The organism is Plantibacter sp. CFBP 8798 (genome assembly GCF_014841195.1).
Lineage (GTDB): Bacteria > Actinomycetota > Actinomycetes > Actinomycetales > Microbacteriaceae > Plantibacter > Plantibacter auratus.
In genome coordinates this window covers 742,971-764,976 of the sequence record NZ_JACYTS010000002.1, presented here as the reverse complement: position 1 = coordinate 764,976, position 22,006 = coordinate 742,971, and the positions used below count along the sequence as shown (strand labels likewise).

The following is a 22,006-nucleotide window of genomic DNA, read 5'->3' as shown; positions in this document are numbered from 1 at the left end:
TCGCCCGGAGGCGCGGAACCGCCCAGGAAACACGAAACCCGCCCCGGACACACAGAACCGCCCCTGACGCGAACGTCAGGGGCGGTTCTCGGTGTCTCAGACGCGAGGGCTGGAATGACCGGCCGCTCGGATCGTCAGCTCCGACTGATCAGAGAATCAGAGGGGGCGGATGTTCTCGGCCTGCAGGCCCTTAGGGCCCTGGTTGGTCTCGAACTCGACCTTCTGGTTCTCCTCGAGCGAGCGGTAGCCGCTCGTCGCGATGGCGGAGAAGTGTGCGAAGACGTCGGCGCTGCCGTCGTCAGGAGTGATGAATCCGAAGCCCTTTTCGGCGTTGAACCACTTCACAGTTCCAGTTGACATGTATTTCCTCTTTCATGAGTGACCGTTCCCGACTTTCGGGCCCGTTCGTCGCGGTGTTCTTTGCTCGCTCCTCAGAAAAGCAGCGTATCCATCGGTGGAAACGCGGCTTGAAATACCTGCGCAACACAACAACTTCGATCCACGTTAGCCCATCTCGGCTCGAAACGGCAGCCGAACACGTAACGGATTGGCCAATTCTGCGTCTTTTCTCGACAACTGGCGGGTGAGTGGCCTGATCTGGGGTCGGATGTCGTGATGTGGGGTGATTCTTCAGACACCGACCGTAGGCTGTGGCCATCTGCAGAGCTCGCGCTCGTCCGAGCATCCGCTCATCGCCCCGGCTGGGAAGTCGACACGATTCCTCCGGAGTGCCCATGTCAACTGAAGCCATCCTCGGCCCGGTTCGTGCCACGAGCCCCCGCAAGCCCGGCGCTGCGAACGTCACCAGCTCCTACTCGTCGCTGTTGAAGACGGTTCGCGAAGCGGGACTCCTCCGCCGCCACCGCACGTTCTACATCCTCACGTTCTCGTTCCTCGTCATCGCGCTCCTCGGCTGCGTCACCGGGTTCGTCCTGCTCCGCGAGTCCTGGTTCCAGCTGCTCATCGCCGGCGCGCTCGGCATCATCCTCACCCAGTTCGCCTTCCTCGCCCACGAGGCCTCGCACCGCCAGGTCTTCGAGTCGGGCCGCGCGAACGACCGCGCCGGCCGGTTCCTCGCGGCGGGCATCGTCGGCATCAGCTACTCGTGGTGGATGACGAAGCACACGCGCCACCACGCGAACCCGAACCAGGTCACGAAGGACCCCGACATCGAGATCGACACGATCTCCTTCATCGAGGAGGACGCTGCCAAGGCCAAGGGCCTGCAGGCCCTCATCACCCGCAAGCAGGGCTACCTCTTCTTCCCCCTCCTCATGTTGGAGGGCATCAACCTCCACGCGCTGTCCTTCAAGACCCTCTTCGGTCCGGGCAAGGTCGACGGCCGCGCCGCCGAGATCAGCATGATCGTCGCCCGCGTCGGTCTGTACCTGGCCGCGATCTTCCTCTTCCTGCCCGTCGGCATGGCGTTCGCGTTCCTCGGCGTCCAGCTCGCGGTCTTCGGCGTCTACATGGGTGCGTCCTTCGCGCCGAACCACAAGGGCATGCCGATCATCCCGGCCGACATGAAGCTCGACTTCCTCCGCAAGCAGGTGCTGACCTCGCGCAACGTCCGCGGCTTCGGCATGGCCACCTTCATGGGCGGCCTGAACTACCAGATCGAGCACCACCTGTTCCCGAGCATGCCTCGCCCGGCTCTGGCTCGTGCTCGCGTCATCGTGCGGGAGCACTGCGAGACCCAGCAGGTGCCGTACACCGAGACGACCCTGCTGCAGTCCTACGCCATCGTCATCGAGTACCTCAACCGGGTCGGCCTCTCGGCCCGCGACCCGTTCGACTGCCCGGCGGCGGCGAACTTCCGCCGCCGGTAGTCGACCGGTCTCAGACCTCGAGCGTGTCGAGCGGGGCGAGCGGGTAGTAGGTCCCGCCGCCCTGTTCGGTCGCCCACTGCAGGCGGTCGTGCGACATGCTCTGTCCCGGCCCCGAGAGCACCATCTCGTGCGTACCGAACGCGCGCTTCGGCGCGACGGCGGTGACGAAGTCCATGCCCTCGGAGATCTTCATCCACGGTGCACCCGCCGGGGCGGCCAGGACGTCGACCTCGACGCCCTCGGGGACGGCGAAGGAATCGCCGGGGTAGTACACGAGGTCGTTGATGAGGACGCCCACGTTGTCGATCACCGGGATCGACGAATGGATGACCGCGTGGGTCCCGCCGAAGAAGCGGAGCGTGAAGGGCCCCGCTTCGACCACGTCTCCCGGGGCGACGACGGTGATGTCGTACCCGTCCGCGGCGGCGGCCACACCGGCCGGTCCGTAGAGGACGGCCTCCGGGCTCGCGGCGAGGATGCGGTCGAGGTGCTCCGCGGTCCAGTGGTCGGGGTGCAGGTGCGTGATCAGGACCGCCGCGGTGTGCTCCACATCGGCGATCGGGGACGTGAACGCGCCCGGGTCGACGATCAGCTTGGCGCCGTCCGTCTCGAGGAGGAATGCTGCATGTTCGAACTTCGTGAGTCTCATAGGACGAGTGAATACCGTGGGAGCGCCGGGGGCAACCCGGTCGTCCGGGTATCCACCCGCCGTGGGCCTGTCAGAATCGGCAGGTGACCACGCAGCCCCGACGCATCGGCGTCGCCATCAACCCGACCGCGTCGTTCGGCTCGACCCGAGCCGTGGGCCCGATGGTGCTCGACGCCCTCGAGCAAGCCGGGCATCGCGCCGTCCGCCTGCAGGAGCGGACCGTCGGACAGCTCCGGAGTGCGGTGCAGACTGCGATCGAGACCGGGTTGGACGCGCTCGTCGTCGTCGGTGGCGACGGCATGGTGAGTCTGGCCGTCGAGGCGGTACGTGACTCGGGCCTGCCGTTCGGCGTGGTCCCGTCCGGTACGGGCAACGACATCGCCAGGGGCCTCGGGATCCCGTTGGGTGATCCCACAGCCGCGATCGCGTCCCTGCTCCGTGCGCTCGAGGGTGAGCCGCGGGTGATCGACGCCGGCACGGTGGCCGACGGCGAGCGGACGACCTGGTTCGTCGGTGCGGTGTCCGCAGGCTTCGACGCCCTCGTCAACGAACGGGCGAACCGCATGCGACGGCCGCGCGGGCGCAGTCGGTACACGATCGCGATCCTCCGTGAGCTCCTGGCCCTGCGACCCCGCCGGTACGAGCTGACCGTGGACGGGGCGCCGGAGACGGTCGACGCCGTCCTCCTCGCCGTCGCGAACAACACCTCGATCGGTGGCGGCATGCTCATCGCGCCACAGGCGGACCTCGCCGACGGCCGATTCGACCTCTTCGTCGTCGCACCCGTGTCACGGTTCCGGTTCCTCCGGCTGTTCCCCAAGGTCTTCTCGGGTGCCCACACGGATCTCGACATCGTGCGACTGTCGCGGGTCCGTTCGGTCTCGATCGCCGCGGACGGCATCACGGCCTACGCCGACGGGGAGCGCATCGGTCCGCTGCCGGTCACGATCGACGTGGTCCCCGGCGCCCTCCGAGTGCTCGCGTGACCGCGTCCGCCCGAGCACGACCACCGCGCGACACGCCCGTCGGATGCCGCTGGTGGCCTCGATTTGTACGGCTCGAAATCGTATGGCATACTCATATCCGTTGCTTACGGCCCCATCGTTTAGCGGCCTAGGACACCGCCCTCTCACGGCGGCAGCACGGGTTCAAATCCCGTTGGGGTCACAACACCGAACGAAGCCTCGCTTTCCTGAGTCATCAGGAAGCGGGGCTTCGTTCATTTGGCGGCTCGAGTGCGCCTCGGGATGGCCACGCGGGCCTTCCGGGACGCTCCGAAGGCAGGGCCCGCACCGATCTCGCCGAGTGCCGCTGCGTGCTAGCTTGGCCGGGTGACCGTGAAGCAGAAGCGCCGCGCTCCGGCGACAGCCGCAGTCCTGATCCTCGCCGCCCTGCTGACGGGGTGCTCCATCCCGGTGACGGGGGAGCCCGTGGCCGGCGGTGCCGGCCCCGTCGTCGACGTCGCCGGCGGCACCGACGACACGCTGCGCAAGGACTTCGACGCGAGTCCCCAGGAGGTCAACGACTACTGGACCGACGACAAGTTCGGCGGAGCGACGGCACCGGATCTGAAGCCGGGGGAGGACACGCTCACGGGCGACCAGGCCACCGGCGTGGTCGTGCACCCGAGTACCGGGGTCGGTCCCGACGTCGACGTCAAGGCCATCACCCCGACAGCAGCCGGCGACCCGTACCCGGCGACCGGACTGGCGGCGGCCACGCAGGGACGTCTCTACTTCTCCATCGGTGGCGCCACCTACGTCTGTTCCGCGAGCGTCGTCAACGCCCCGACCATGGACCTCGTCCTGACCGCGGGCCACTGCGTCTGGGACACGTACGGCAAACAGCTCGCCGAGAACATCATCTTCATCCCGGCCGACGCGGCCAACGGCCAGACCCAGCCCTACGGGCAGTGGGCCGGGGTCAGCACCTACGTCCCCGACGAGTTCACCAGTGAGGCGACGTCGGACGCCAGTGGTGCGACGAGCGGCAACGGCTGGGCCTACGACTTCGCCTTCATCCGACTCGCCCCGAACGCGTCGGGTCAGAAGATCCAGGAGGTGACCGGCGGTCAGGGCATCTCCTTCGGTACCCCGCCAGAGGGCATCACCGTGATCGGTTACCCGTCGGCCGCACCGTTCGACGGACAGTCGCAGCGCTACTGCGCGAGCCAGGCCGCCACGAAGGGATACGCCGGATACCGGGTCGACTGCCTCATGACCCCGGGTTGCTCGGGCGGCGGCTGGCTCACCCGGCTGGATCCAGCCACCGGCGCCGGGTACGTCACCTCGGTCACCTCGCGCGGCGACGGTTCCTGGCTCGAGGGCCCCGTCCTCGGACAGCGGGCGCTCACCCTGTACAACGACGCTCTGGCGGAGGGGTCATGACCGCCCGCACGAGCATGACGCGACGCCGTCGGCGGATCGGTGTCCTGGCTTTGGCCGGGAGCGCCGCACTCGCCTTGAGCGCCTGCACGACGCCCGGATCGGCGTTCCCCGACGCCGCCGCCCAGCAGAGGTACATGCAGGATCTCGCCGAGGCGAGGTTCGAGCTGCTGTCAGCCCAGATCGGCCAGGCTCCGGACGTGATCGGGTCGGCATACGTCCATGCCGTCTCGGGAGACCTCGAGTCGCACGAGAACGACTCGGTGGTCCTCTTCGGCGACCCGACCGCCTCGTTCAGCCAGGACAAGGGCTCCGCCGACGGCGACACCGTCGACATCTATCACCAGGCGGGAGTCGACTACGACCTCCTGCTGCTCGGCGGTGAACTCAAGGAGCTCGCGCCGACTGAGTGGGTGGCCGTCCAGACGCAGTACGTGGCCGAGGAGGACGCGGAGGGGTCACTCGGACCCGCCTGTGTCTACCCGGGCATCTCCATCGCCTGCGACATCTACTCCGCGGTCGAAACGACCCGCAGCTCGGGGGACGGCGCGCTCAGCAGCGTCGTGGTCTCGATGCGGAACGACGGCTCCTCACAGATCTCGACGAGCGCGAGCCTCGAGAGCGTGCTGGCCGTCGGGACGCTCTTCGACCTCCCGGACGACCTCGTGTCGTCGTTCAGCGAGGACGACCTGGCGACCCTCCTGCCGGTGACGATCTTCCAGAACGCCGAGGGTGGCCTCGTGAAGATGGAGTTGAGCGGGACGGTCGAGAGCGAGACCAAGCTGCAGTTGCAGGCCGGCTTCGAGGTGTCGGGTACGTCGACGCTCGAAGACCTGCCGACCGCACCATCAGGATTCGACGTGACGGTGATCCCGGCGGCCGATCAGGCCGCGTTCTGGGATCGGATCGAGGAGTTGAGGAAATGACCGACGACCAGAAACCCGAGGACCTCGGAAAGCCCCCGGTCGGCGGCCCCCTGCGCCCCGACCAGCAGCCGCCGGGATTCCCCGACCCGAACGCACCCCGCCTGGAGTTCGGACCGGGCAGCCCGCAGCGTCAGACGCCGCCGCAGAACGGTGCACCCCAGAACGGCGCGCCGCAGGGTCAGAACGGACCACCGCAGGGCGTCCCGTCGCAGAACGGCCCGTCTCAGCCGTCCGCGCCTGGTCAGACCGGTGGAGGGCCCCGCCCGCAGGGAGGCGCCCCAGGGCAGCAGTCCAACGGTCCAGCCCAGCAGCCGCCCACCCAGCCCGGTGCGCCGTTCGCCGGCGCGCCCGGTGGGCAGCCGTGGGTGCAGCAGCAGCGGCCCTCGAACGCAGGCCCGAACCAGCAGCCGCAGCAGCAGGGGCGGCCAGGCGGTCCGGACGGGTTCCGGCCCCCGACATCGAACGGTCAGCCCGGTCACGCGCCCAGGGGTCTTCAGCTGGGTCAGGCCCCCGGCCAGGCTCCACAGGGACGTCCGCTCGGCGCGCCGCAGGGCCGGCCGCAGAGCCAGCCTCAGGGGCCGCAGGGCCAGCCGCCCTACGGTCAGACACGCCCGACCGGGCCACAGCCCTTCGGTCCGGGACAGGCGCAGCACCCGAACGGCCCGTTCCAGCCAGGTCCACAGCAGCAGGGATCGCAGGCCGGCCCACAGCAGACCGGTCCGTTCCGTCCAGGCCCCGAGTACGGGGCGACCGGCCAGCAGCCGGCTTCGGGGCCGAAGGCCGCCCGCAAGCCGCTCGGGCGCAAACTCTGGATCGGCGTGCTCATCGGTGCGGTCGCCGCATCGCTCATCGCCGTCCCGCTCACCCTCCTCTCGGTCGGTCGCCTGTTCACGCCGATGCTCGACCGCGGCTCGGTGCAGACCGGTGTGGCCGAGGTGCTCAAGCAGGACTTCGGCCTCGCAGACGTCGAGAAGGTCGAGTGCCCGAGCGATCAGCCGGCCACGACCGGGACACAGTTCGAGTGCACGTTCTCGTACAACGCGAAGAGCTACCCGGTGGCCGTCGAGGTCATCAACGACCAGGGGCAGTACCGCGTCGGGATCGACGCGCCGAAGTAGCACGGTGTCGGCACCGGCGTCCCCTCGAGCGACGACGGTGCCGACGGCTTCGTCACGGCCGGGTGGTACGCTGGGCGAATGTTGTCCGGGCTGCTCCTCCTTCCCAGCCGCGACGAGGCCTAGTTCCAGGCTCCCTCGTCGCGGAGGTCGCTGACGCCTGACCACTCATCGTTTGAAGGAATTCCACGACATGTCGCAGCTGAACGCCGATCCGTCCGTCCCGAGCATTCCCGAGCACCCGCGCACGCTCGCCGAGAAGGTCTGGGACGACCACCTCGTCGTCAAGGGCGAGGACGGCACGCCCGACCTCATCTACATCGACCTGCACCTCGTCCACGAGGTGACGAGCCCGCAGGCCTTCGACGGTCTGCGCCTGGCCGACCGGCCGCTGCGTCGCGTCGACCTGACGATCGCGACCGAGGACCACAACACCCCGACGCTCGCGATCGACAAGCCGATCGCCGACCTCACGAGCCGCACACAGATCGAGACCCTCCGTCGCAACGCCGCGGAGTTCGGGGTGCGGATCCACTCCCTCGGCGACCTCGACCAGGGGATCGTCCACGTCGTCGGTCCGCAGCTCGGCCTCACGATGCCCGGGATCACGGTCGTCTGCGGCGACTCGCACACCTCGACCCACGGCGCCTTCGGGGCCATGGCCTTCGGCATCGGCACCAGCGAGGTCGAGCACGTCATGGCCACGCAGACGCTGCCGTTGAAGCCGTTCAAGACCATGGCGATCACCGTCGAGGGCACGTTGCGGCCGGGCGTGACCGCGAAGGACATCATCCTCGCCGTCATCGCGAAGATCGGCACCGGCGGTGGGCAGGGCTACGTCCTCGAATACCGCGGCTCGGCGATCCGTGCGCTCTCCATGGAGGGCCGCATGACGATCTGCAACATGTCGATCGAGGCCGGGGCCCGGGCCGGCATGGTCGCCCCGGACCAGATCACCTACGACTACCTGCAGGGCCGCCCGCACGCTCCGACCGGAGCCGACTGGGACGAGGCCGTCGCCTACTGGGACACCCTCGCGACCGATGAAGGCGCCGCCTTCGACGCCGAGGTCTTCCTCGACGCCGACACGCTGGAACCCTTCGTCACCTGGGGCACCAACCCGGGCCAGGGCGTCTCGCTCAGCGAGAACGTGCCCGACCCCGCGGCCATCGCCGACCCGAACGAGCGGTCCGCCGCCGAGCGCGCCCTGGAGTACATGGCGCTCGAAGCCGGCACCCCGATGAAGGAGATCCCGGTGGACGCGGTCTTCATGGGCTCCTGCACGAACAGCCGCATCGAAGACCTGCGGGCGTTCGCATCCGTCATCGAGGGCCGCACGAAGGCCGAGGGTGTGCGGGTCATGGTCGTCCCGGGTTCCGCCCGGGTTCGGATCGAGGCTGAGGCCGAGGGGCTCGACAAGATCATCACCGACTTCGGTGCGGAGTGGCGGTTCGCCGGATGCTCCATGTGCCTCGGGATGAACCCCGATCAGCTCGCTCCGGGGGAGCGCTGCGCCTCGACGTCGAACCGCAACTTCGAGGGTCGCCAGGGCAAGGGCGGCCGCACGCACCTCGTCTCGCCGCTCGTCGCCGCGGCGACCGCCATCCGCGGAACACTCTCCAGCCCTGCCGATCTCGAGGTCGAGCCCGGCAGACACGCCGCCACCGAGCAGGAAGGCGTGCACGCCTGATGGACAAGTTCACGACCGTCACCGGCGTCGCCGCTCCGATGCGGCGTTCCAACGTCGACACCGACCAGATCATCCCCGCCGTCTATCTGAAGCGGGTCACGAAGACCGGCTTCGAGGACGCGCTCTTCGCGGGGTGGCGTCAGGACCCCGATTTCGTCCTGAACCAGCCCGTCTACCAGGGTGCCAGCATCCTCGTCGCGGGGCACGACTTCGGCACCGGCTCGTCGCGTGAGCACGCCGTGTGGGCCTTGCGCGACTTCGGGTTCAAGGTCGTCGTGTCGTCCCGCTTCGGCGACATCTTCCGCGGGAACTCCGGGAAGCAGGGTCTCCTCGCCGCCCAGGTCAGCGAGGAGGAGCTCGAGCAGCTCTGGGCTGCGATCGAGGCCGCTCCCGGCGCCGATTCCGTCGTCGACCTCATCGCCCGCACCATCACGGTCGGCGATCTCACGGTTTCGTTCCAGGTCGACGATTACACTCGGTGGCGGCTCATCGAAGGACTCGATGACATCGGGCTGACGCTCCGTAGCGAAGAGCAGATCACCGCGTTCGAGGCCCGGCGGCCGAACTGGCTGCCCCGCACCATTCCCGTCAAGTAGCAAGGCAGTAGGTACCGGTTTGAATTCACTCGTCCAGGCGTCACAGGCGGCAGGCTCGTCGGTCGGACTCGATGTCGACCGCATCACGATCAACGGCGGTATCCCGCTCAGAGGCCGCATCGAGGTCAAGGGTGCCAAGAACCTCGTGACCAAGGCGATGGTTGCGTCGCTACTCGGCGAGAACGTCAGCGTCCTGCGCAACGTGCCGAACATCAGCGACGTCCGGGTCGTCCGCTCCCTGCTCGAGATCCACGGCGTGGACGTGACGGAGGGCGAGAACCCGAACGAGCTCCGCCTCGACCCGACCAACGTCGAGTCCGCCCACATGGAGGAGATCGACGCACACGCCGGCTTCTCCCGGATCCCGATCCTGTTCTGCGGGCCGCTACTCCACCGCCTCGGGGCGGCGTTCATCCCCGACCTCGGAGGCTGCCGCATCGGCGACCGCCCCATTGACTTCCACCTCGACGCGCTCCGCAAGTTCGGCGCGGTCGTGGAGAAGCTCCCGCAGGGCATCCGTCTCTCGGCCCCGAACGGTCTGCACGGGACGACGGTGCACCTTCCGTACCCGAGCGTCGGCGCCACGGAGCAGGTCCTGCTCACGGCGGTCCGTGCCAAGGGCACCACGGAGCTCAAGGGTGCGGCGATCGAGCCGGAGATCATGGATCTCATCGCCGTCCTCCAGAAGATGGGCGCGATCATCTCCTACGAGCCCAACCGCGTGATCCTCATCGAGGGCGTGGACAAGCTCGAGGGGTACGACCACACGGCCATCGGCGACCGCAACGAGGCAGCGAGCTGGGCGTCGGCCGCGCTCGCGACCGACGGCGACGTCTTCGTCGGCGGCGCGAAGCAGCAGGACATGATGACGTTCCTCAACATCTTCCGCAAGGCCGGTGGCGGGTTCGACATCACCGACGACGGCATCCGGTTCTACCGCAAGGAGGAGCTGAAGCCCGTGGTCATCGAGACCGACGTCCACCCCGGCTTCATGACGGACTGGCAGCAGCCCCTCATCGTCGCGCTGACGCAGGCGACGGGCGAGTCGATCGTCCACGAGACGGTCTACGAGAACCGGTTCGGATTCACGGACGCGCTCAACACCATGGGCGCGAACATCGTCGTGCACCCCAACGGGCTGTCGGGTACGCCTCGTCGCGTGCCGCGGCGCAACCTCGAGCAGGCCGCCGTGATCAACGGCCCGACGCCGCTGCACGGTGCCGACATCGAGGTCCCCGACCTCCGCGGTGGCTTCAGCCACCTCATCGCGGCGCTCACCGCCGAGGGCAAGTCGACGGTCAGCAACGTCGGCATCATCAGCCGTGGGTACGAGAACTTCATCGTGAAGCTCCAGCAGCTCGGTGCTGACTTCGTCCTCGAAACGAAGTAGTCCGCCGTGGGGGTGGAACGGTCGAGGCCGTCGATCTACTGGTTGCTGTCGTCGATCGCGATCCCGCCGTTCAGTGCTCTCGTCAAGCTCCGCGTCCGGCACGGCGAACGCCTGCCGCAGGAGGGGCCGTTCATCCTGTCGCCCAACCACGACAGCGAGTTCGACCCGCTGATCATGGGCGTGGCCGTCTGGCGGCTCGGGCGACAGCCTCGCTTCATGGCGAAGGGCAGTCTCTTCAAGGTCCCGGTGGTCGGGTGGTTGTTGCGGAAGTCCGGACAGATCCCCGTCGAGCGCGAGGGCTCCGCCCGTGGGATGGACCCCGTCAGCGCCGCAGCACACCTGACCGAACGCGGGCAGGGTGTCGTCGTGTACCCGGAGGGCTCGCTCACCCGCGACCCGGGCCTGTGGCCGATGCGCGGGCGAACCGGCGCGGTCCGGATCGCCCTCACGCACGGCCTGCCGATCATCCCCGCCGCGCACTGGGGCACGCAGGAGGTCATGCCGCGGTACGGCAAACTGCGGGTGTTCCCGTTGCGGAAGCGCGTCGAGGTCGCCATCGGCGAGCCGGTGGACCTCTCGGCCTTCGCCGGGCGGCAGCTAGACTCGAAGACGCTGAACGAGGCGACCGAGGTCGTCATGCAGGCCATCACCGCCCTCTGCGAGGAACTGCGCGGTGCCCAAGCTCCCTCTGAGCGTTGGGATCCCTCGAAACACCAGCAGAAGGAGACAGGCCGCTTTGAGTCCTAGGAACGTTCCGCAACCACCGGCCGCCACGAGGGTCGCCGTGCTCGGAGCGGGCAGCTGGGGCACGACGTTCGGCAAGATCCTCGCGGACGGTGGCTCCGACGTGGTCATGTGGGCCAGACGACCCGAGCTCGCTCGCGAGATCACCGAGGCCAAGCGCAACAGTGACTACCTGCCCGGCATCAATCTGCCGATGCGGATGACGGCGACCGCGAGCATGGTCGACGCCGTGCGCGGTGCCTCGGTCGTGTTCCTGTCGGTCCCGAGCCAGTCGTTGCGCGACAACCTCATCGCGCTCCGCCCGCACCTCGAGGACGGCACCATCGTCGTCTCGCTCATGAAGGGCGTCGAGCGTCGCAGCGGATCCCGGATGAGCGAGGTCATCCGCGAGACCCTCGACATCGACCCGTCACGCATCGCCGTCGCCTCCGGCCCCAACCTCGCGCTCGAGATCGCCCGCGAGCAGCCGACGGCCGCCGTGATCTCCTCGGAGAGCCTCGAGACGGCGCAGACGGTCGCGCTCCTCGCGCGCAACCGGTACTTCCGCAGCTTCGTGAACACCGACGTCATCGGTACCGAGTTCGGTGGTGTGCTCAAGAACCTCATCGCCGTCGCGATCGGCATCGTCGACGGCGTCGGCTACGGTGAGAACACGAAGGCCTCCATCATCACCCGCGGGCTGGTCGAGATGACCGACTTCGCGGTGGCCCACGGCGCGCAACCGGAGACCCTCTCAGGCCTGGCCGGGCTCGGCGACCTCATCGCGACGTGCCAGTCGCCGCTGTCCCGGAACAACACGGCGGGGCGTCTGCTCGGCCAGGGGTATCAGTTCGACGACGTCGTCAAACAGATGCAGCAGACCGCGGAGGGGCTCGCGTCCGTTGCACCGGTGCTCGAGCTGGCCAAGGCGAAGGGGGTCGCGATGCCCATCGTCGAACAGGTCAAGCAGGTGCTCGACGGCACGCTCGACCCGAAGGACATCGCACCGCACCTCACGACCGACGACGACGAACCCCAGGGGGAGAGAAGCAACGATGACGCACAAGACCGGAGTGGTGGTGCTCTTTGGAGGCCGTTCAAGCGAGCACTCGATCAGCTGCGCAACGGCGGGCGGCGTCCTCGCCGCGATTGACCGCGAACGGTACGACGTCTACCCGGTCGGGATCGCCCACGACGGCTCGTACGTCCTCGAGGTCGACGACCCGAGCCGGTACGCGCTCGACCCCGCGCACTTGCCGGAGGTCGACCCCTCGCGGCCGGCCGTGCGCTGGCCTGAGCGCGTCGGCAGCCGTGAGCTGACCGTGGTCGGGGAGGACGGCGTCCCGTTCACCCTCGGTCCCATCGACATCGTCTTCCCGATCCTCCACGGTCGGTTCGGCGAGGACGGCACCGTGCAGGGCATGCTCGAGCTCGTCGACCTCCCGTACGTCGGCTCCGGCGTCCTCGCGTCCTCGCTCGGCATGGACAAGCACTTCACGAAGACGGTGCTCCAGGCCGCCGGGATCGCCGTCGCGCCGTGGGTGCGGTTCACCGCCCACGAGTGGGCCACGGCACCCGAGGAGGTGCTCGCATCGCTCGGATCGCTCGGGTCACCGGCGTTCGTGAAGCCGGCGCGAGCCGGTTCGAGCGTCGGCGTGTCGAAGGTGTCGACGCCGGACGCGTTCCGTGCAGCGATCGAACTAGCCCTCGCCGAGGACTCGACCGTGCTCGTCGAGACCGGTCTGGTGGGCCGAGAGGTCGAATGTGCGGTCCTCGAGTCCCTCCCCGGCGAGGCACCTCGTGTCTCGGTGGCCGGCGAGGTCGTCGTGACCGGACGCGACTTCTACGATTTCGAGGCGAAATACCTCGACGCACCCGGTATCGAGCTCGTCTGCCCCGCCGACCTTCGTCCCGAGCAGTTGTCGGAGATGCAGGACCTCTCGCGTCGGGCGTTCGAGGCGTTGGGCTGCGCGGGGCTCGCCCGGGTCGACTTCTTCCTGACCGCGGACGGCTTCGTCGTCAACGAGGTCAACACCATGCCGGGGTTCACCCCGATCTCGATGTTCCCGAGCTGCTGGTTGGCCTCGGGGCTCAGCTACCCCGAGCTCATCACCGAGCTGATCGAGGTCGCGCGCGCCCGCTCCTGAATGCAGCGGCGCCGGAACGGTCAGCCGTCGGTGGGGATCGGGAGCTCGGCGTCGCCGAGGGCGGTGCACTTCCCGGTGACGGGGAGCACGGACACGGCAGGCGCCAGATCAGCCAGGACGGTGCTGCTGGCGACGGCGTCGCCGTCGAGCACGATCTCGACCGCGGGCGTGCGCCCGAAGGTGGTGAACCGGTAGTTCGGCGCGTCGGCGTCGTCGATGATCCAGTCGACGCCGTTCACCGACTGGCACTGCTGCGTGGTCGGGCCGGGGATCGCGACCCCGCAGTGCAGGAGGACCGTCGCGGGATCGCCCCAGGCGCCGGTGGCCTGGGCGTCGGTGCCTCGCTCGGGCAGCTCGGCGACGACGTCGGGCAGACGCACCGTGACCTCCGCGCACTGCGGGTTGTTCGCATCGGCGGCGGGTTCGAGCGCGACGGCGGGCGCGCAGCCCGCCAGGGCCAGGGTTGCGGCTGCGGCGAGGGCGGTGGCGAGGAGCGCACGAATCGGGGACATCGCCCACCAGGCTACCGTTGATCCCATGAACGAGTCTGGGAGCGCGTCCGACGATCACGGAACGGTCGGGCCCTGTGTCGGGGACCTCGCCGAGGGGGAGCTGCTCGAGCGCATCTTCCCTCGCCTGCCGCACGCCGACGCCGAACTCCTCGGGCCGGGTGACGATGCCGCCGTCGTCCTGGCGCCGGACGGTCGGTTCGTCGTCACGACGGACACGATGATCCACGGGCCGGACTTCCGGCTGGCATGGTCGAGCGCCCACGACCTGGGGTGGAAGGCTGCGGCCAGCAACCTGGCGGACGTGGCGGCGATGGGGGCGCGTCCGACGGCACTCGTCGTCGCACTCGCCATGCCCAAGCACCTGCCGGTTGCCGTCCTCGACGGGTTCGCCGACGGACTGCGCGACGCCTGTGCCGAGCTCGCGCCCGGCTGCGGTGTCGTCGGCGGCGATCTGGCCGTGTCCGACGTCTTCATGATCGCGGTGACGGCGTTCGGCGACCTGGAGGGTCGTGCCCCCATCCGACGTGACGGAGCGCGACCCGGCGACGTGGTCGCGGTCGCGGGGGAGTTGGGTTCGGCTGCGGCAGGCCTGCGACTCCTCTTCTCACGTGGGGTCGACGCCGACGGCGTGCCCTCGGCCGAGGCAGCGGCCGGCCTGCGACGCGATCACCGGGTCGAGGTGGAGGCACAACTCGCACCACGGCCACCGATCGCCGCCGGTGTCGTCGCCGCCGTCGCCGGTGCCACGGCGATGCTCGACCTGTCGGACGGGCTCGCGCTCGACGCCGGTCGCCTCGCGCGGGCGAGTGGGGTCGCGATCGACCTCCGGGCCGAGGACCTGGGTGCCGACATGGCGCTCGCCCTCGCCGGCGGCGAGGACCACTCCCTCCTGGCGACGTTCCCGGCCGCCACCACGATCCCCGCCGGCTTCCGGACCATCGGCACGGCCCGGACCGGTGCCGGGGTCCTCGTCGACGGTGTGGCCTACGACGGTCGCGCCGGTTGGGACCCCTACCGCGACTGGGACGACGCGTCCGGTTGAGCGGTGTGGCCGGCCGCCGTGGCGCGAAGACCCTGCGGAGACGCGGTGACGGTGAAGCGGTGGCTCAGACCGGCGTGATCCACCAGACGACGGTCTCGCCGTAGGTGCTCTTCCGCAGGACCTCGAGCGCTGGGGGAAGGGTCGGTTCGGGCGAGCGGGAGCTCCGCTCGACGAGCACGAGCCCGTCGTCGGTGACCAGACCGACGAGCGCGGCGAGGTTGGCCGTGAGCTCCGCCTCGGGGAGGTCGTACGGGGGATCGATGAAGACGAGGTCGGACGGGACCGTCGCCCCGGACAGGTAGGCGCCGACCGACTTGGCGTGCACCGTGATGCGTGGTGCCGCACCGCGAGGTGCTGCCGAGGTCACGATCTTCGCGTTGTCGCGACACAGCTTCGCCGCCTCCGACCCTCGGTCGACGAGGGTGACGACCGCGGCACCCCGGCTGGCGCACTCGAGTCCCAGCGACCCCGACCCTGCGTACAGGTCGAGCACCTCGGCGCCGGCGATGACATCGCGGGCCTCCAGCGCGGAGAAGAGTGCCTCGCGGACGCGATCGCTCGTCGGTCGTGTCCCGCTGCCCGGGACCCGGATCGTGCGTGATCCGGCGAAACCCGAGATGATCCTGATGCCGGCCATGGTCCCATCCTCGCAGGCTGCGCGAAGCCGAGCGAACCGCGGTGTCCGAGGTCCGGAATAGAATCGACGGCATGACGGGGATCGAGCTGGGCACGAAGCTCGGCGGTGTCCTCGGCGGCCGAACCGCGACGGCACTCCAGAAGGCGTTCGGCGTCGAGACCGTCGGCGACCTCCTCGAGCACTACCCGCGTCGCTACGCGAAGCGCGGCGAGCTGACGGTCATCGGCCTGCTGCCGCTCGGCGAGGACGTGACGATCGTCGCCGACGTCCTCGAGGTCCGCGACCGCCAGATGAAGCAACGCAAGGGTTCCATCCTCGAGGTCGTCATCTCCGACGGTCAGGGTCGGCTCAACCTGACCTTCTTCAACCAGCCCTGGCGCGCGAACGAACTCCGGCCGGGACTCCGCGGCATCTTCGCAGGCAAGGTCGGCGACTACCGCGGCAGTTATCAGCTCGCCCACCCGCAGTACCAGATCTTCCCCGACGACGCTGAAGCCCCGGCGCTCGCCGACGCCCAGGCGAAGGCGTGGTCGGAGGCCCCCATCCCGATCTACCCGGCGACGAGCACGATCACGAGCTGGAACCTCAGACAATCCGTCGAGCTGGTTCTGGACGCCCTGCCGCCGCAGGAGGACCCCGTCCCGCGGTCGGTCCGGGCGGCGAGGGGTGAGCTCTCCTTCGACGCCGCTATCCGTGCCGTCCACCGCCCGACGGTCGATCGTGACTGGCAGCGCGGTCGCCGCAGCCTGCGGTACCAGGAGGCGTACCTCCTCCAGACGGCCCTGCTCCAGCAGCGCGCCGCCACCCGTGCGCTGGCGGCCGAACCCCGCGTGCCGAAAGCCGGCGGCTACCTCGAGCGCCTCGATGCCGCGCTCCCGTTCGAGCTGACCGGCGACCAGCAGACGGTCGGCACGGAGATCGCGGCCGATCTCGCGCAGCCCAATCCGATGAACCGGCTCGTCCAGGGCGAGGTCGGCTCGGGCAAGACGCTCGTCGCCCTCCGGGCCATGGCGGCCGTCGCCGACAGCGGGGGACAGTCGGTGCTGCTGGCGCCCACCGAGGTCCTCGCGGCGCAGCACCTGCGGTCGATCGTCCGTTCGCTCGGCCCCGACCTCTCGGCCGAACTCATGCCGACGCTGCTCACCGGCCAGCTGCCGACGTCCGATCGCAAACGGGCGCTGCTGCGGATCGTCGCCGGCCAGGCCCGGATCGTGATCGGGACGCACGCTCTGCTGGGTGACGCCGTGACCTTCGCCGATCTGGGGATGGTCGTCGTCGACGAACAGCACCGCTTCGGCGTGGAGCAGCGCGACCAGCTCCGCCAGAAGGGACGCACACCGCCGCACGTCCTCGTGCTGACCGCGACGCCGATCCCACGGACCGTGGCCATGACCGTCTTCGGCGACCTCGACGTCAGCATCATCAAGGAGCTGCCACGCGGGCGGCAGGGGATCGAGAGCTTCGTGGTCGCCCTGGCCGATCACCCGCGGTGGATCTCCCGCGTCTGGGAGCGCCTCGCCGAGGAACTCGCGCAGGGGCGGCAGGGGTTCGTGGTGTGCCCGGCGATCGACGCCAAGGAGGTCGAGCCCGGTGAGGAACTCGAGGAGGACGCCGACCCGGCGCGCCCGATCGCGTCCGTGCTCACCACGGTGGAGCAGCTGCGTACCCACCCGCTGCTCGCGTCGCGACGCATCGACGTCCTTCACGGCCGGATGAGCGCGGAGGAGAAGGACCGGACGATGCGGGCCTTCGCCGCCGGTGAGATCGACGTGCTCGTGGCGACGACGGTCATCGAGGTGGGCGTCGACGTCCCCAACGCCTCGACGATGGTCGTGCTCGACGCGGAGCGCTTCGGGGTGTCGCAGCTCCACCAGCTCCGCGGACGCGTCGGTCGAGGCGGCGTCCCGGGGCTGTGTCTGCTCGTCACCGCGGCGGAGGCGGAGAGCACCGCACGCGAGCGCGTCGACGCGGTCGCCGCGACGCTCGACGGCTTCGACCTCGCGCAGGTCGACCTCGAGCTGCGGCGCGAGGGCGACGTCCTCGGCAGCATGCAGTCGGGCGGGCGGTCCTCGCTCAAGCTGCTCCGGGTCGTGCACGACAGCGAGGTCATCATCGAGGCGCGGGCGGATGCCGCCGAGCTCCTCGACACCGATCCCGACCTCGCCGACCACCCGGTGCTGGCCGAAGCGCTCCGCCGACGCCTCGACGAATCCGACCGCGCCGCGCTCGCCAAGAACTGAGCACCGATAGGCTGGCGACATGAAGCGGATCGCCGTCGTCCCCGGATCGTTCGACCCAGTCACCCTCGGTCACCTGGATGTCATCGAGCGGGCGGCGCGCATCTTCGACGAACTGCACGTGCTGGTCGTGCACAACCCCGACAAGTCCGCGCTGCTGCCGATGCCGCAGCGGGTGTCCTTGCTCGAGCGCTCCATCGCCGACGGCGGATTGCCCGACAACATCGTCGTCGCGCAGTGGAACGTCGGCCTGCTCGTCGACTACTGCACGGACGTCGGCGCGAGCGTGCTCGTGAAGGGCATCCGCTCGCAGGTCGACGTCGCGTACGAGACGCCCATGGCCATCATGAACCGCAGCCTCGCCGGCGTGGAGACGGTCTTCCTCCTGCCTGATCCCGCGCACGCGCACGTCTCCAGTTCACTCGTCCGGCAGGTGGCCGCGCTCGGTGGCGATGTCAGCCCGTACGTCCCGCAGGTGGTGGCGACCTTCCTCCAAGAGGGCTAGGGCGTTCTCCCGGTCGGGTTCGGCGTAGAATCGTCGATCGTGACTAGGAAGAGAACGAACAATTCGCCGTTCAGCGTCAATGTGCGCGATCTGGTGAACCGTCCCGGGGAGATGCGCGAGCACGACCTCGAGGTGGTGCTCGCCGAGCGCTGGGGCGAGGGTCTGGTCGCCGTCCAGGAGGGCACGACGCTCTCCGAGCAGGTGCGTCTCGAGTCCGTGCACGAGGGGATCCTCGTGACCGTCGACGTCGACGCACTGGCGACCGGCGAGTGCGGCCGTTGCCTCCGCGACATCGAACTGCCTGTCGAAGTCGAGATTCAGGAACTTTTCGCGTATCCTGATTCGGAAGCGTCTGACTTCGAGGTTCACGACGACCACGTGGATCTTGAACCTCTGGTCAGAGATGCGGTAGTTCTCGCATTACCGTTTCAGCCGGTGTGCCAGCCGGATTGCCCCGGACTCGACCCCGAGACCGGTGAGCGGCTGGCCGAACGTCCGGAACGACACCCTCACGACGTCGCAGATCCTCGCTGGTCTGCGCTCGCGGGCTTGTCCTCAGACTCCGTACTTGACACAGACGCCAGTAGCGCCCAGCGCGCCGCTGCAGACACAGAAGAGAGATAGATCATGGCTGGAAACCCCCCGAAGCGGAAGGTCTCGCGCTCGAACACCCGCTCGCGTCGCTCGCAGTGGAAGGCCGCCGTGCCGACGCTCGTGAAGACGGTGGAGAACGGCCGCGTCACGTACAGCCTGCCGCACCGCGCCAAGGTCGTCGAGGACTCGCAGGGCACCGCCCTGTACCTCGAGTACAAGGGCCGCAAGGTCGCAGACGTCTGATCCGCGCGTTGAACGTCCGCGTTCGAACAGCGTGAACACGAATCATTCCGACCACACCGGAATCGGCTCCGTATCGGAGACCGATCCCGGTGTGGTCGTTTTCGCACGGCAACTGGGTGTCGACGTCTCGTACGAGCTGCTCGACCTGGCGCTGACGCACCGCTCGTACGCGTACGAGCACGGTGGACTCCCGCACAACGAGCGCCTCGAGTTCCTCGGCGACTCGATCCTCGGGCAGGCCGTCACCGTCATGCTCTACCGCGACTTCCCGCACCTCGACGAAGGGCAGCTGGCGAAGCGACGTGCGAGCCTCGTCTCGACGATCGCGCTCGCTGAGGTCGCACGCTCGATCGGTCTGGGCGAGCGGATCAAGCTCGGCAAGGGCGAGGACCAGACCGGTGGCCGCGACAAGGCGTCCATCCTGGCCGACACGATGGAGGCCGTCATCGGCGCGACGTACCTGTCGGCCGGACCCGACGCCGCGACGGCACTCGTCCTGCGCCTGGTGAACCCCCTCCTCGAGAACCCTGAGCGCTTCGGCGCGGCGATGGACCCGAAGACGAGCCTCCAGGAGGCCGCCGCGGCCATCGGTGCGCCGGCGCCCGTCTACGAGATCGCCAGCTCCGGCCCCGACCACAACCGACGGTTCGTCGCGACGGTCACCGTGGGCACCGCGGTCACGGCGACGGGCTCCGGCACGAGCAAGAAGCACGCCGAGATGGCGGCGGCCCTGGAAGCCTGGTCGAGGATCAGTGCCGGAACTCCCTGAGGTCGAGGTCGTCCGCGCCGGCTTGGAGCCCGCCGTCAGCGGGGCGACGATCGCCGGCGTCGAGGTCTTCGACGAACGCTCCCTGCGCCGCCACGCGAGTGGTGTCGCCGACTTCACGGCACGGCTGACGGGGCGGACCATCCGATCTGCCGTCCGACGCGGGAAGTTCCTCTGGTTCCCCCTCGACGACGATGAGGCGATCGTCGGTCACCTGGGCATGAGCGGGCAGATGCTGCTCCGGTCGCCCGGCGACGACGCCGACCGACTCCTGCGCATCCGCTTGCAGTTGGAGCATCCCGAGCACGGCGAGCTCTGGCTGCACTTCGTGGACCAGCGGATCTTCGGCTCCATGGCGGTGACCGCGCTCGTCCCGACGACGGACGGAGCCGCAGGTGGGTTCGGCGACGAGGTCGCGATGGTGCCCGACCAGGTCGCGCACATCGCCCGCGACCCGATGGACCCGGCGTTCGACGACGCCGTCTTCCTCCGACGACTGCGCGAGAAACGCACCGGCGTGAAGCGGGCGCTCCTCGATCAGACCCTGGTGAGCGGGATCGGCAACATCTACGCGGACGAGTCGCTCTGGGCGGCGCGCATCCATCCCGAACAGGAGACCGCCCGTCTCGGGCTCGGACGCGCCGGCCGGCTGCTCGAGGAGGTCCGTGCCGTGCTCGCCAAGGCCCTGGCCGAGGGCGGGACGAGCTTCGACGCCCAGTACGTGAACGTCAACGGTCAGGCGGGGTACTTCGCCCACAGCCTGAACGCCTACGGACGGCAGGGCAAGCCGTGCGCGCGCTGCGGCACGCTCATCGTCCGCGAGCAGTTCATGAACCGGGGCTCGCACCGCTGTCCCGTGTGCCAGCGCCGCACCTGACGATCAGTCATCGCGGGGGAGTCGGCGCTGCCATTCACCCGAGTAGCCGACGATGCGGAAACCGAGTCGGTCGTTGATCGCGAGCATGTGCGCGTTCTCGTCGGCGTTCCAGGTGTAGATCCGGGACCGCTCGGGTGCCTGATCGGCGAGTGCGAGGAGGTTCGCCGCCTTCATCCAGAGTCCGAGGCCGTGTCCCCGGTGGTCGGCGAGCACGAGCGTGTCCCACTGCTCCGCGTGTTCCTTGCCCTCCCCGAGGACGAGCTCGCTGTACCCGGCGACCGCGCCGCTGTCGCGGTGGACGGCGGCGACGACGATCGCGTGGTCGCCAGACGCCGCCAGCTGTGCCTCGCGGGCGCGGACCCGCTCGGGCGTCCAGACCTCGGGGTCGAGTTCCAGATCGGCGGCCGGGATGTCCGTCGCCATGTGTTCGCGGGCCGTGGCGAGTGATCCGAGCAGCTCGTCGGGGGTGCGGTCCACCCAGTGCACGAGGCGGTACTCGTGTCCGGCTCGGGCGGTCGATGTCGCGACGATGTCCGGCAGCTCCCCGAGCGTCGTGGCGAGGTCGCAGCGGTTGGTCCGCTCGACCTGCGCGAGGGCGTATCCACGATCGAGCATGAACCGGCTGGCCGCGGCGTTCGCGGGGATCGCCCGATCGCCGACGCTCGCACCGAGGAGCGGTTCGCCGGCCGGGATGTCGTCGACGGCGTGCTGGGTGAAGGCGGTCACCGTCGGGCGACCGGCCGCGAGGGCCCGTCGCTCCAGCTCCGACAGGAGCGCTGTGCCGATCCCTTGACGACGCGCGTCGGGGAGGACGCCGACGTCCAGGGAGGCCGTCGCCGCGTCGGCTTCGGTGCCGTACCCGAGCCAGCCGCGACCGACCACACGGCCGTCGAGGACGGCGGCGAGCAGGACGCGTCGCTGGAACCGCTGGTCGCGGTACTCGGGCAGGGTCATGGCGGAGGTCAGAGCGAAGTCGTCGGTGGACCAGATCTCCGCTTCGAGCGTGTTCGCGACCTCCTGGACCGTGTCGAACACGGCTGAGCTCCCGGACGCCGGGATCTCGACCTCGTCGATCGTGACGCGCATCGTCGGCTCCCTCCCACACCAGACCGTCCTGGGTGATGCGGTCCATGGTACGACCGCC

Annotated in this window: 23 protein-coding genes and 1 tRNA gene; 19 read left to right on the top strand and 5 right to left on the bottom strand. The window is 69.2% G+C overall.

Going from position 1 to position 22,006, the window contains the following annotated elements; genetic code table 11:
- Nucleotides 1–156 precede the first annotated feature (156 nt).
- Nucleotides 157–360, bottom strand: coding sequence for a cold-shock protein (locus IFU30_RS10605; RefSeq protein WP_056006986.1), 204 nt, complete (start codon nt 358–360; stop codon nt 157–159).
- A gap of 374 nt (nt 361–734) precedes the next feature.
- Between IFU30_RS10605 and IFU30_RS10600 the strand changes: the two genes are divergently transcribed.
- The gene (locus IFU30_RS10600) at nt 735–1,829 is read left to right on the top strand and encodes a fatty acid desaturase family protein (RefSeq protein WP_085510601.1); all 1,095 of its coding nucleotides are present in this window, start codon (nt 735–737) and stop codon (nt 1,827–1,829) included.
- A gap of 10 nt (nt 1,830–1,839) precedes the next feature.
- Here the strand turns inward: IFU30_RS10600 and IFU30_RS10595 are convergent, their stop codons facing one another.
- The gene (locus IFU30_RS10595) at nt 1,840–2,478 is read right to left on the bottom strand and encodes an MBL fold metallo-hydrolase (protein WP_124769078.1); all 639 of its coding nucleotides are present in this window, start codon (nt 2,476–2,478) and stop codon (nt 1,840–1,842) included.
- 83 nt (nt 2,479–2,561) lie between these two features.
- Between IFU30_RS10595 and IFU30_RS10590 the strand changes: the two genes are divergently transcribed.
- The 11 genes from IFU30_RS10590 (at nt 2,562) to IFU30_RS10540 (ending at nt 13,449) form a co-directional block, all read left to right on the top strand.
- Nucleotides 2,562–3,464, top strand: a complete 903-nt coding sequence (locus IFU30_RS10590; protein ID WP_192005141.1) for a YegS/Rv2252/BmrU family lipid kinase — start codon at nt 2,562–2,564, stop codon at nt 3,462–3,464.
- Between the two features lie 108 nt (nt 3,465–3,572).
- Nucleotides 3,573–3,645, top strand: a tRNA-Glu gene (locus tag IFU30_RS10585).
- Nucleotides 3,646–3,809: 164 nt separating this feature from the next.
- Entirely contained in the window at nt 3,810–4,865 is a 1,056-nt protein-coding gene (locus IFU30_RS10580; RefSeq protein ID WP_192005140.1) for a trypsin-like serine peptidase, read from the top strand.
- Entirely contained in the window at nt 4,862–5,788 is a 927-nt protein-coding gene (locus IFU30_RS10575; protein ID WP_192005139.1) for a hypothetical protein, read from the top strand. Before IFU30_RS10580 ends, IFU30_RS10575 begins: the two co-directional genes overlap by 4 nt.
- Nucleotides 5,785–6,906: a DUF4333 domain-containing protein gene (locus IFU30_RS10570; RefSeq protein ID WP_192005138.1), complete on the top strand. Its 1,122-nt coding sequence runs from the start codon at nt 5,785–5,787 to the stop codon at nt 6,904–6,906. The genes IFU30_RS10575 and IFU30_RS10570 overlap by 4 nt, the downstream gene beginning before the upstream one ends.
- 190 nt (nt 6,907–7,096) lie before the next feature.
- Nucleotides 7,097–8,593: a 3-isopropylmalate dehydratase large subunit gene (gene leuC / locus IFU30_RS10565; RefSeq protein ID WP_079705635.1), complete on the top strand. Its 1,497-nt coding sequence runs from the start codon at nt 7,097–7,099 to the stop codon at nt 8,591–8,593.
- A complete protein-coding gene (leuD, locus tag IFU30_RS10560; protein WP_079705636.1) occupies nt 8,593–9,189 on the top strand; it encodes a 3-isopropylmalate dehydratase small subunit in 597 nt (198 codons plus the stop codon). Before leuC ends, leuD begins: the two co-directional genes overlap by 1 nt.
- Nucleotides 9,190–9,208: 19 nt before the next feature.
- Nucleotides 9,209–10,579: a UDP-N-acetylglucosamine 1-carboxyvinyltransferase gene (murA, locus tag IFU30_RS10555; RefSeq protein ID WP_064296294.1), complete on the top strand. Its 1,371-nt coding sequence runs from the start codon at nt 9,209–9,211 to the stop codon at nt 10,577–10,579.
- 6 nt (nt 10,580–10,585) lie between these two features.
- Complete coding sequence (locus IFU30_RS10550; protein WP_192005137.1) at nt 10,586–11,326, top strand: 1-acyl-sn-glycerol-3-phosphate acyltransferase; 741 nt, start codon at nt 10,586–10,588, stop codon at nt 11,324–11,326.
- Entirely contained in the window at nt 11,316–12,455 is a 1,140-nt protein-coding gene (locus IFU30_RS10545; protein ID WP_064296296.1) for an NAD(P)H-dependent glycerol-3-phosphate dehydrogenase, read from the top strand. Before IFU30_RS10550 ends, IFU30_RS10545 begins: the two co-directional genes overlap by 11 nt.
- Nucleotides 12,358–13,449, top strand: coding sequence for a D-alanine--D-alanine ligase family protein (locus IFU30_RS10540; protein WP_192005136.1), 1,092 nt, complete (start codon nt 12,358–12,360; stop codon nt 13,447–13,449). Before IFU30_RS10545 ends, IFU30_RS10540 begins: the two co-directional genes overlap by 98 nt.
- A 20-nt stretch (nt 13,450–13,469) precedes the next feature.
- Here the strand turns inward: IFU30_RS10540 and IFU30_RS10535 are convergent, their stop codons facing one another.
- Complete coding sequence (locus tag IFU30_RS10535; RefSeq protein WP_192005135.1) at nt 13,470–13,961, bottom strand: DUF3515 family protein; 492 nt, start codon at nt 13,959–13,961, stop codon at nt 13,470–13,472.
- Nucleotides 13,962–13,986: 25 nt separating this feature from the next.
- Here IFU30_RS10535 and thiL point away from each other — a divergent pair, with 25 nt between their 5' ends.
- Nucleotides 13,987–15,003 (top strand): thiamine-phosphate kinase, encoded by a 1,017-nt coding sequence (thiL, locus tag IFU30_RS10530; RefSeq protein WP_192005134.1) that lies wholly within the window; start codon nt 13,987–13,989, stop codon nt 15,001–15,003.
- Between the two features lie 64 nt (nt 15,004–15,067).
- On the opposite strand, the gene IFU30_RS10525 is transcribed toward thiL, so the two are convergent.
- Nucleotides 15,068–15,640 carry an RsmD family RNA methyltransferase gene (locus IFU30_RS10525; RefSeq protein ID WP_192005133.1) on the bottom strand — a complete coding sequence of 191 codons (573 nt, stop codon included), beginning with the start codon at nt 15,638–15,640 and terminating at the stop codon, nt 15,068–15,070.
- Between the two features lie 71 nt (nt 15,641–15,711).
- On the opposite strand from IFU30_RS10525, the gene IFU30_RS10520 reads away from it, so the two are divergent.
- The 6 genes from IFU30_RS10520 to mutM all read left to right on the top strand — a co-directional run bounded on the left by IFU30_RS10520 (nt 15,712) and on the right by mutM (nt 20,862).
- A complete protein-coding gene (locus tag IFU30_RS10520) occupies nt 15,712–17,880 on the top strand; it encodes an ATP-dependent DNA helicase RecG (protein WP_079705642.1) in 2,169 nt (722 codons plus the stop codon).
- Nucleotides 17,881–17,899: 19 nt separating this feature from the next.
- Nucleotides 17,900–18,382 carry a pantetheine-phosphate adenylyltransferase gene (gene coaD / locus IFU30_RS10515; protein ID WP_064296302.1) on the top strand — a complete coding sequence of 161 codons (483 nt, stop codon included), beginning with the start codon at nt 17,900–17,902 and terminating at the stop codon, nt 18,380–18,382.
- Nucleotides 18,383–18,493: 111 nt separating this feature from the next.
- Nucleotides 18,494–19,006, top strand: coding sequence for a YceD family protein (locus tag IFU30_RS10510; RefSeq protein ID WP_071261222.1), 513 nt, complete (start codon nt 18,494–18,496; stop codon nt 19,004–19,006).
- Between the two features lie 3 nt (nt 19,007–19,009).
- Complete coding sequence (rpmF, locus tag IFU30_RS10505) at nt 19,010–19,219, top strand: 50S ribosomal protein L32 (RefSeq protein ID WP_056006932.1); 210 nt, start codon at nt 19,010–19,012, stop codon at nt 19,217–19,219.
- Nucleotides 19,220–19,310: 91 nt separating this feature from the next.
- Nucleotides 19,311–19,988, top strand: a complete 678-nt coding sequence (gene rnc, locus IFU30_RS10500; RefSeq protein WP_086473824.1) for a ribonuclease III — start codon at nt 19,311–19,313, stop codon at nt 19,986–19,988.
- Nucleotides 19,972–20,862, top strand: a complete 891-nt coding sequence (gene mutM / locus IFU30_RS10495; RefSeq protein ID WP_192005132.1) for a bifunctional DNA-formamidopyrimidine glycosylase/DNA-(apurinic or apyrimidinic site) lyase — start codon at nt 19,972–19,974, stop codon at nt 20,860–20,862. The genes rnc and mutM overlap by 17 nt, the downstream gene beginning before the upstream one ends.
- Nucleotides 20,863–20,865: 3 nt before the next feature.
- Here mutM and IFU30_RS10490 read toward each other — a convergent pair whose 3' ends face one another.
- Nucleotides 20,866–21,948: a GNAT family N-acetyltransferase gene (locus IFU30_RS10490; RefSeq protein WP_192005131.1), complete on the bottom strand. Its 1,083-nt coding sequence runs from the start codon at nt 21,946–21,948 to the stop codon at nt 20,866–20,868.
- Nucleotides 21,949–22,006 lie beyond the last annotated feature (58 nt).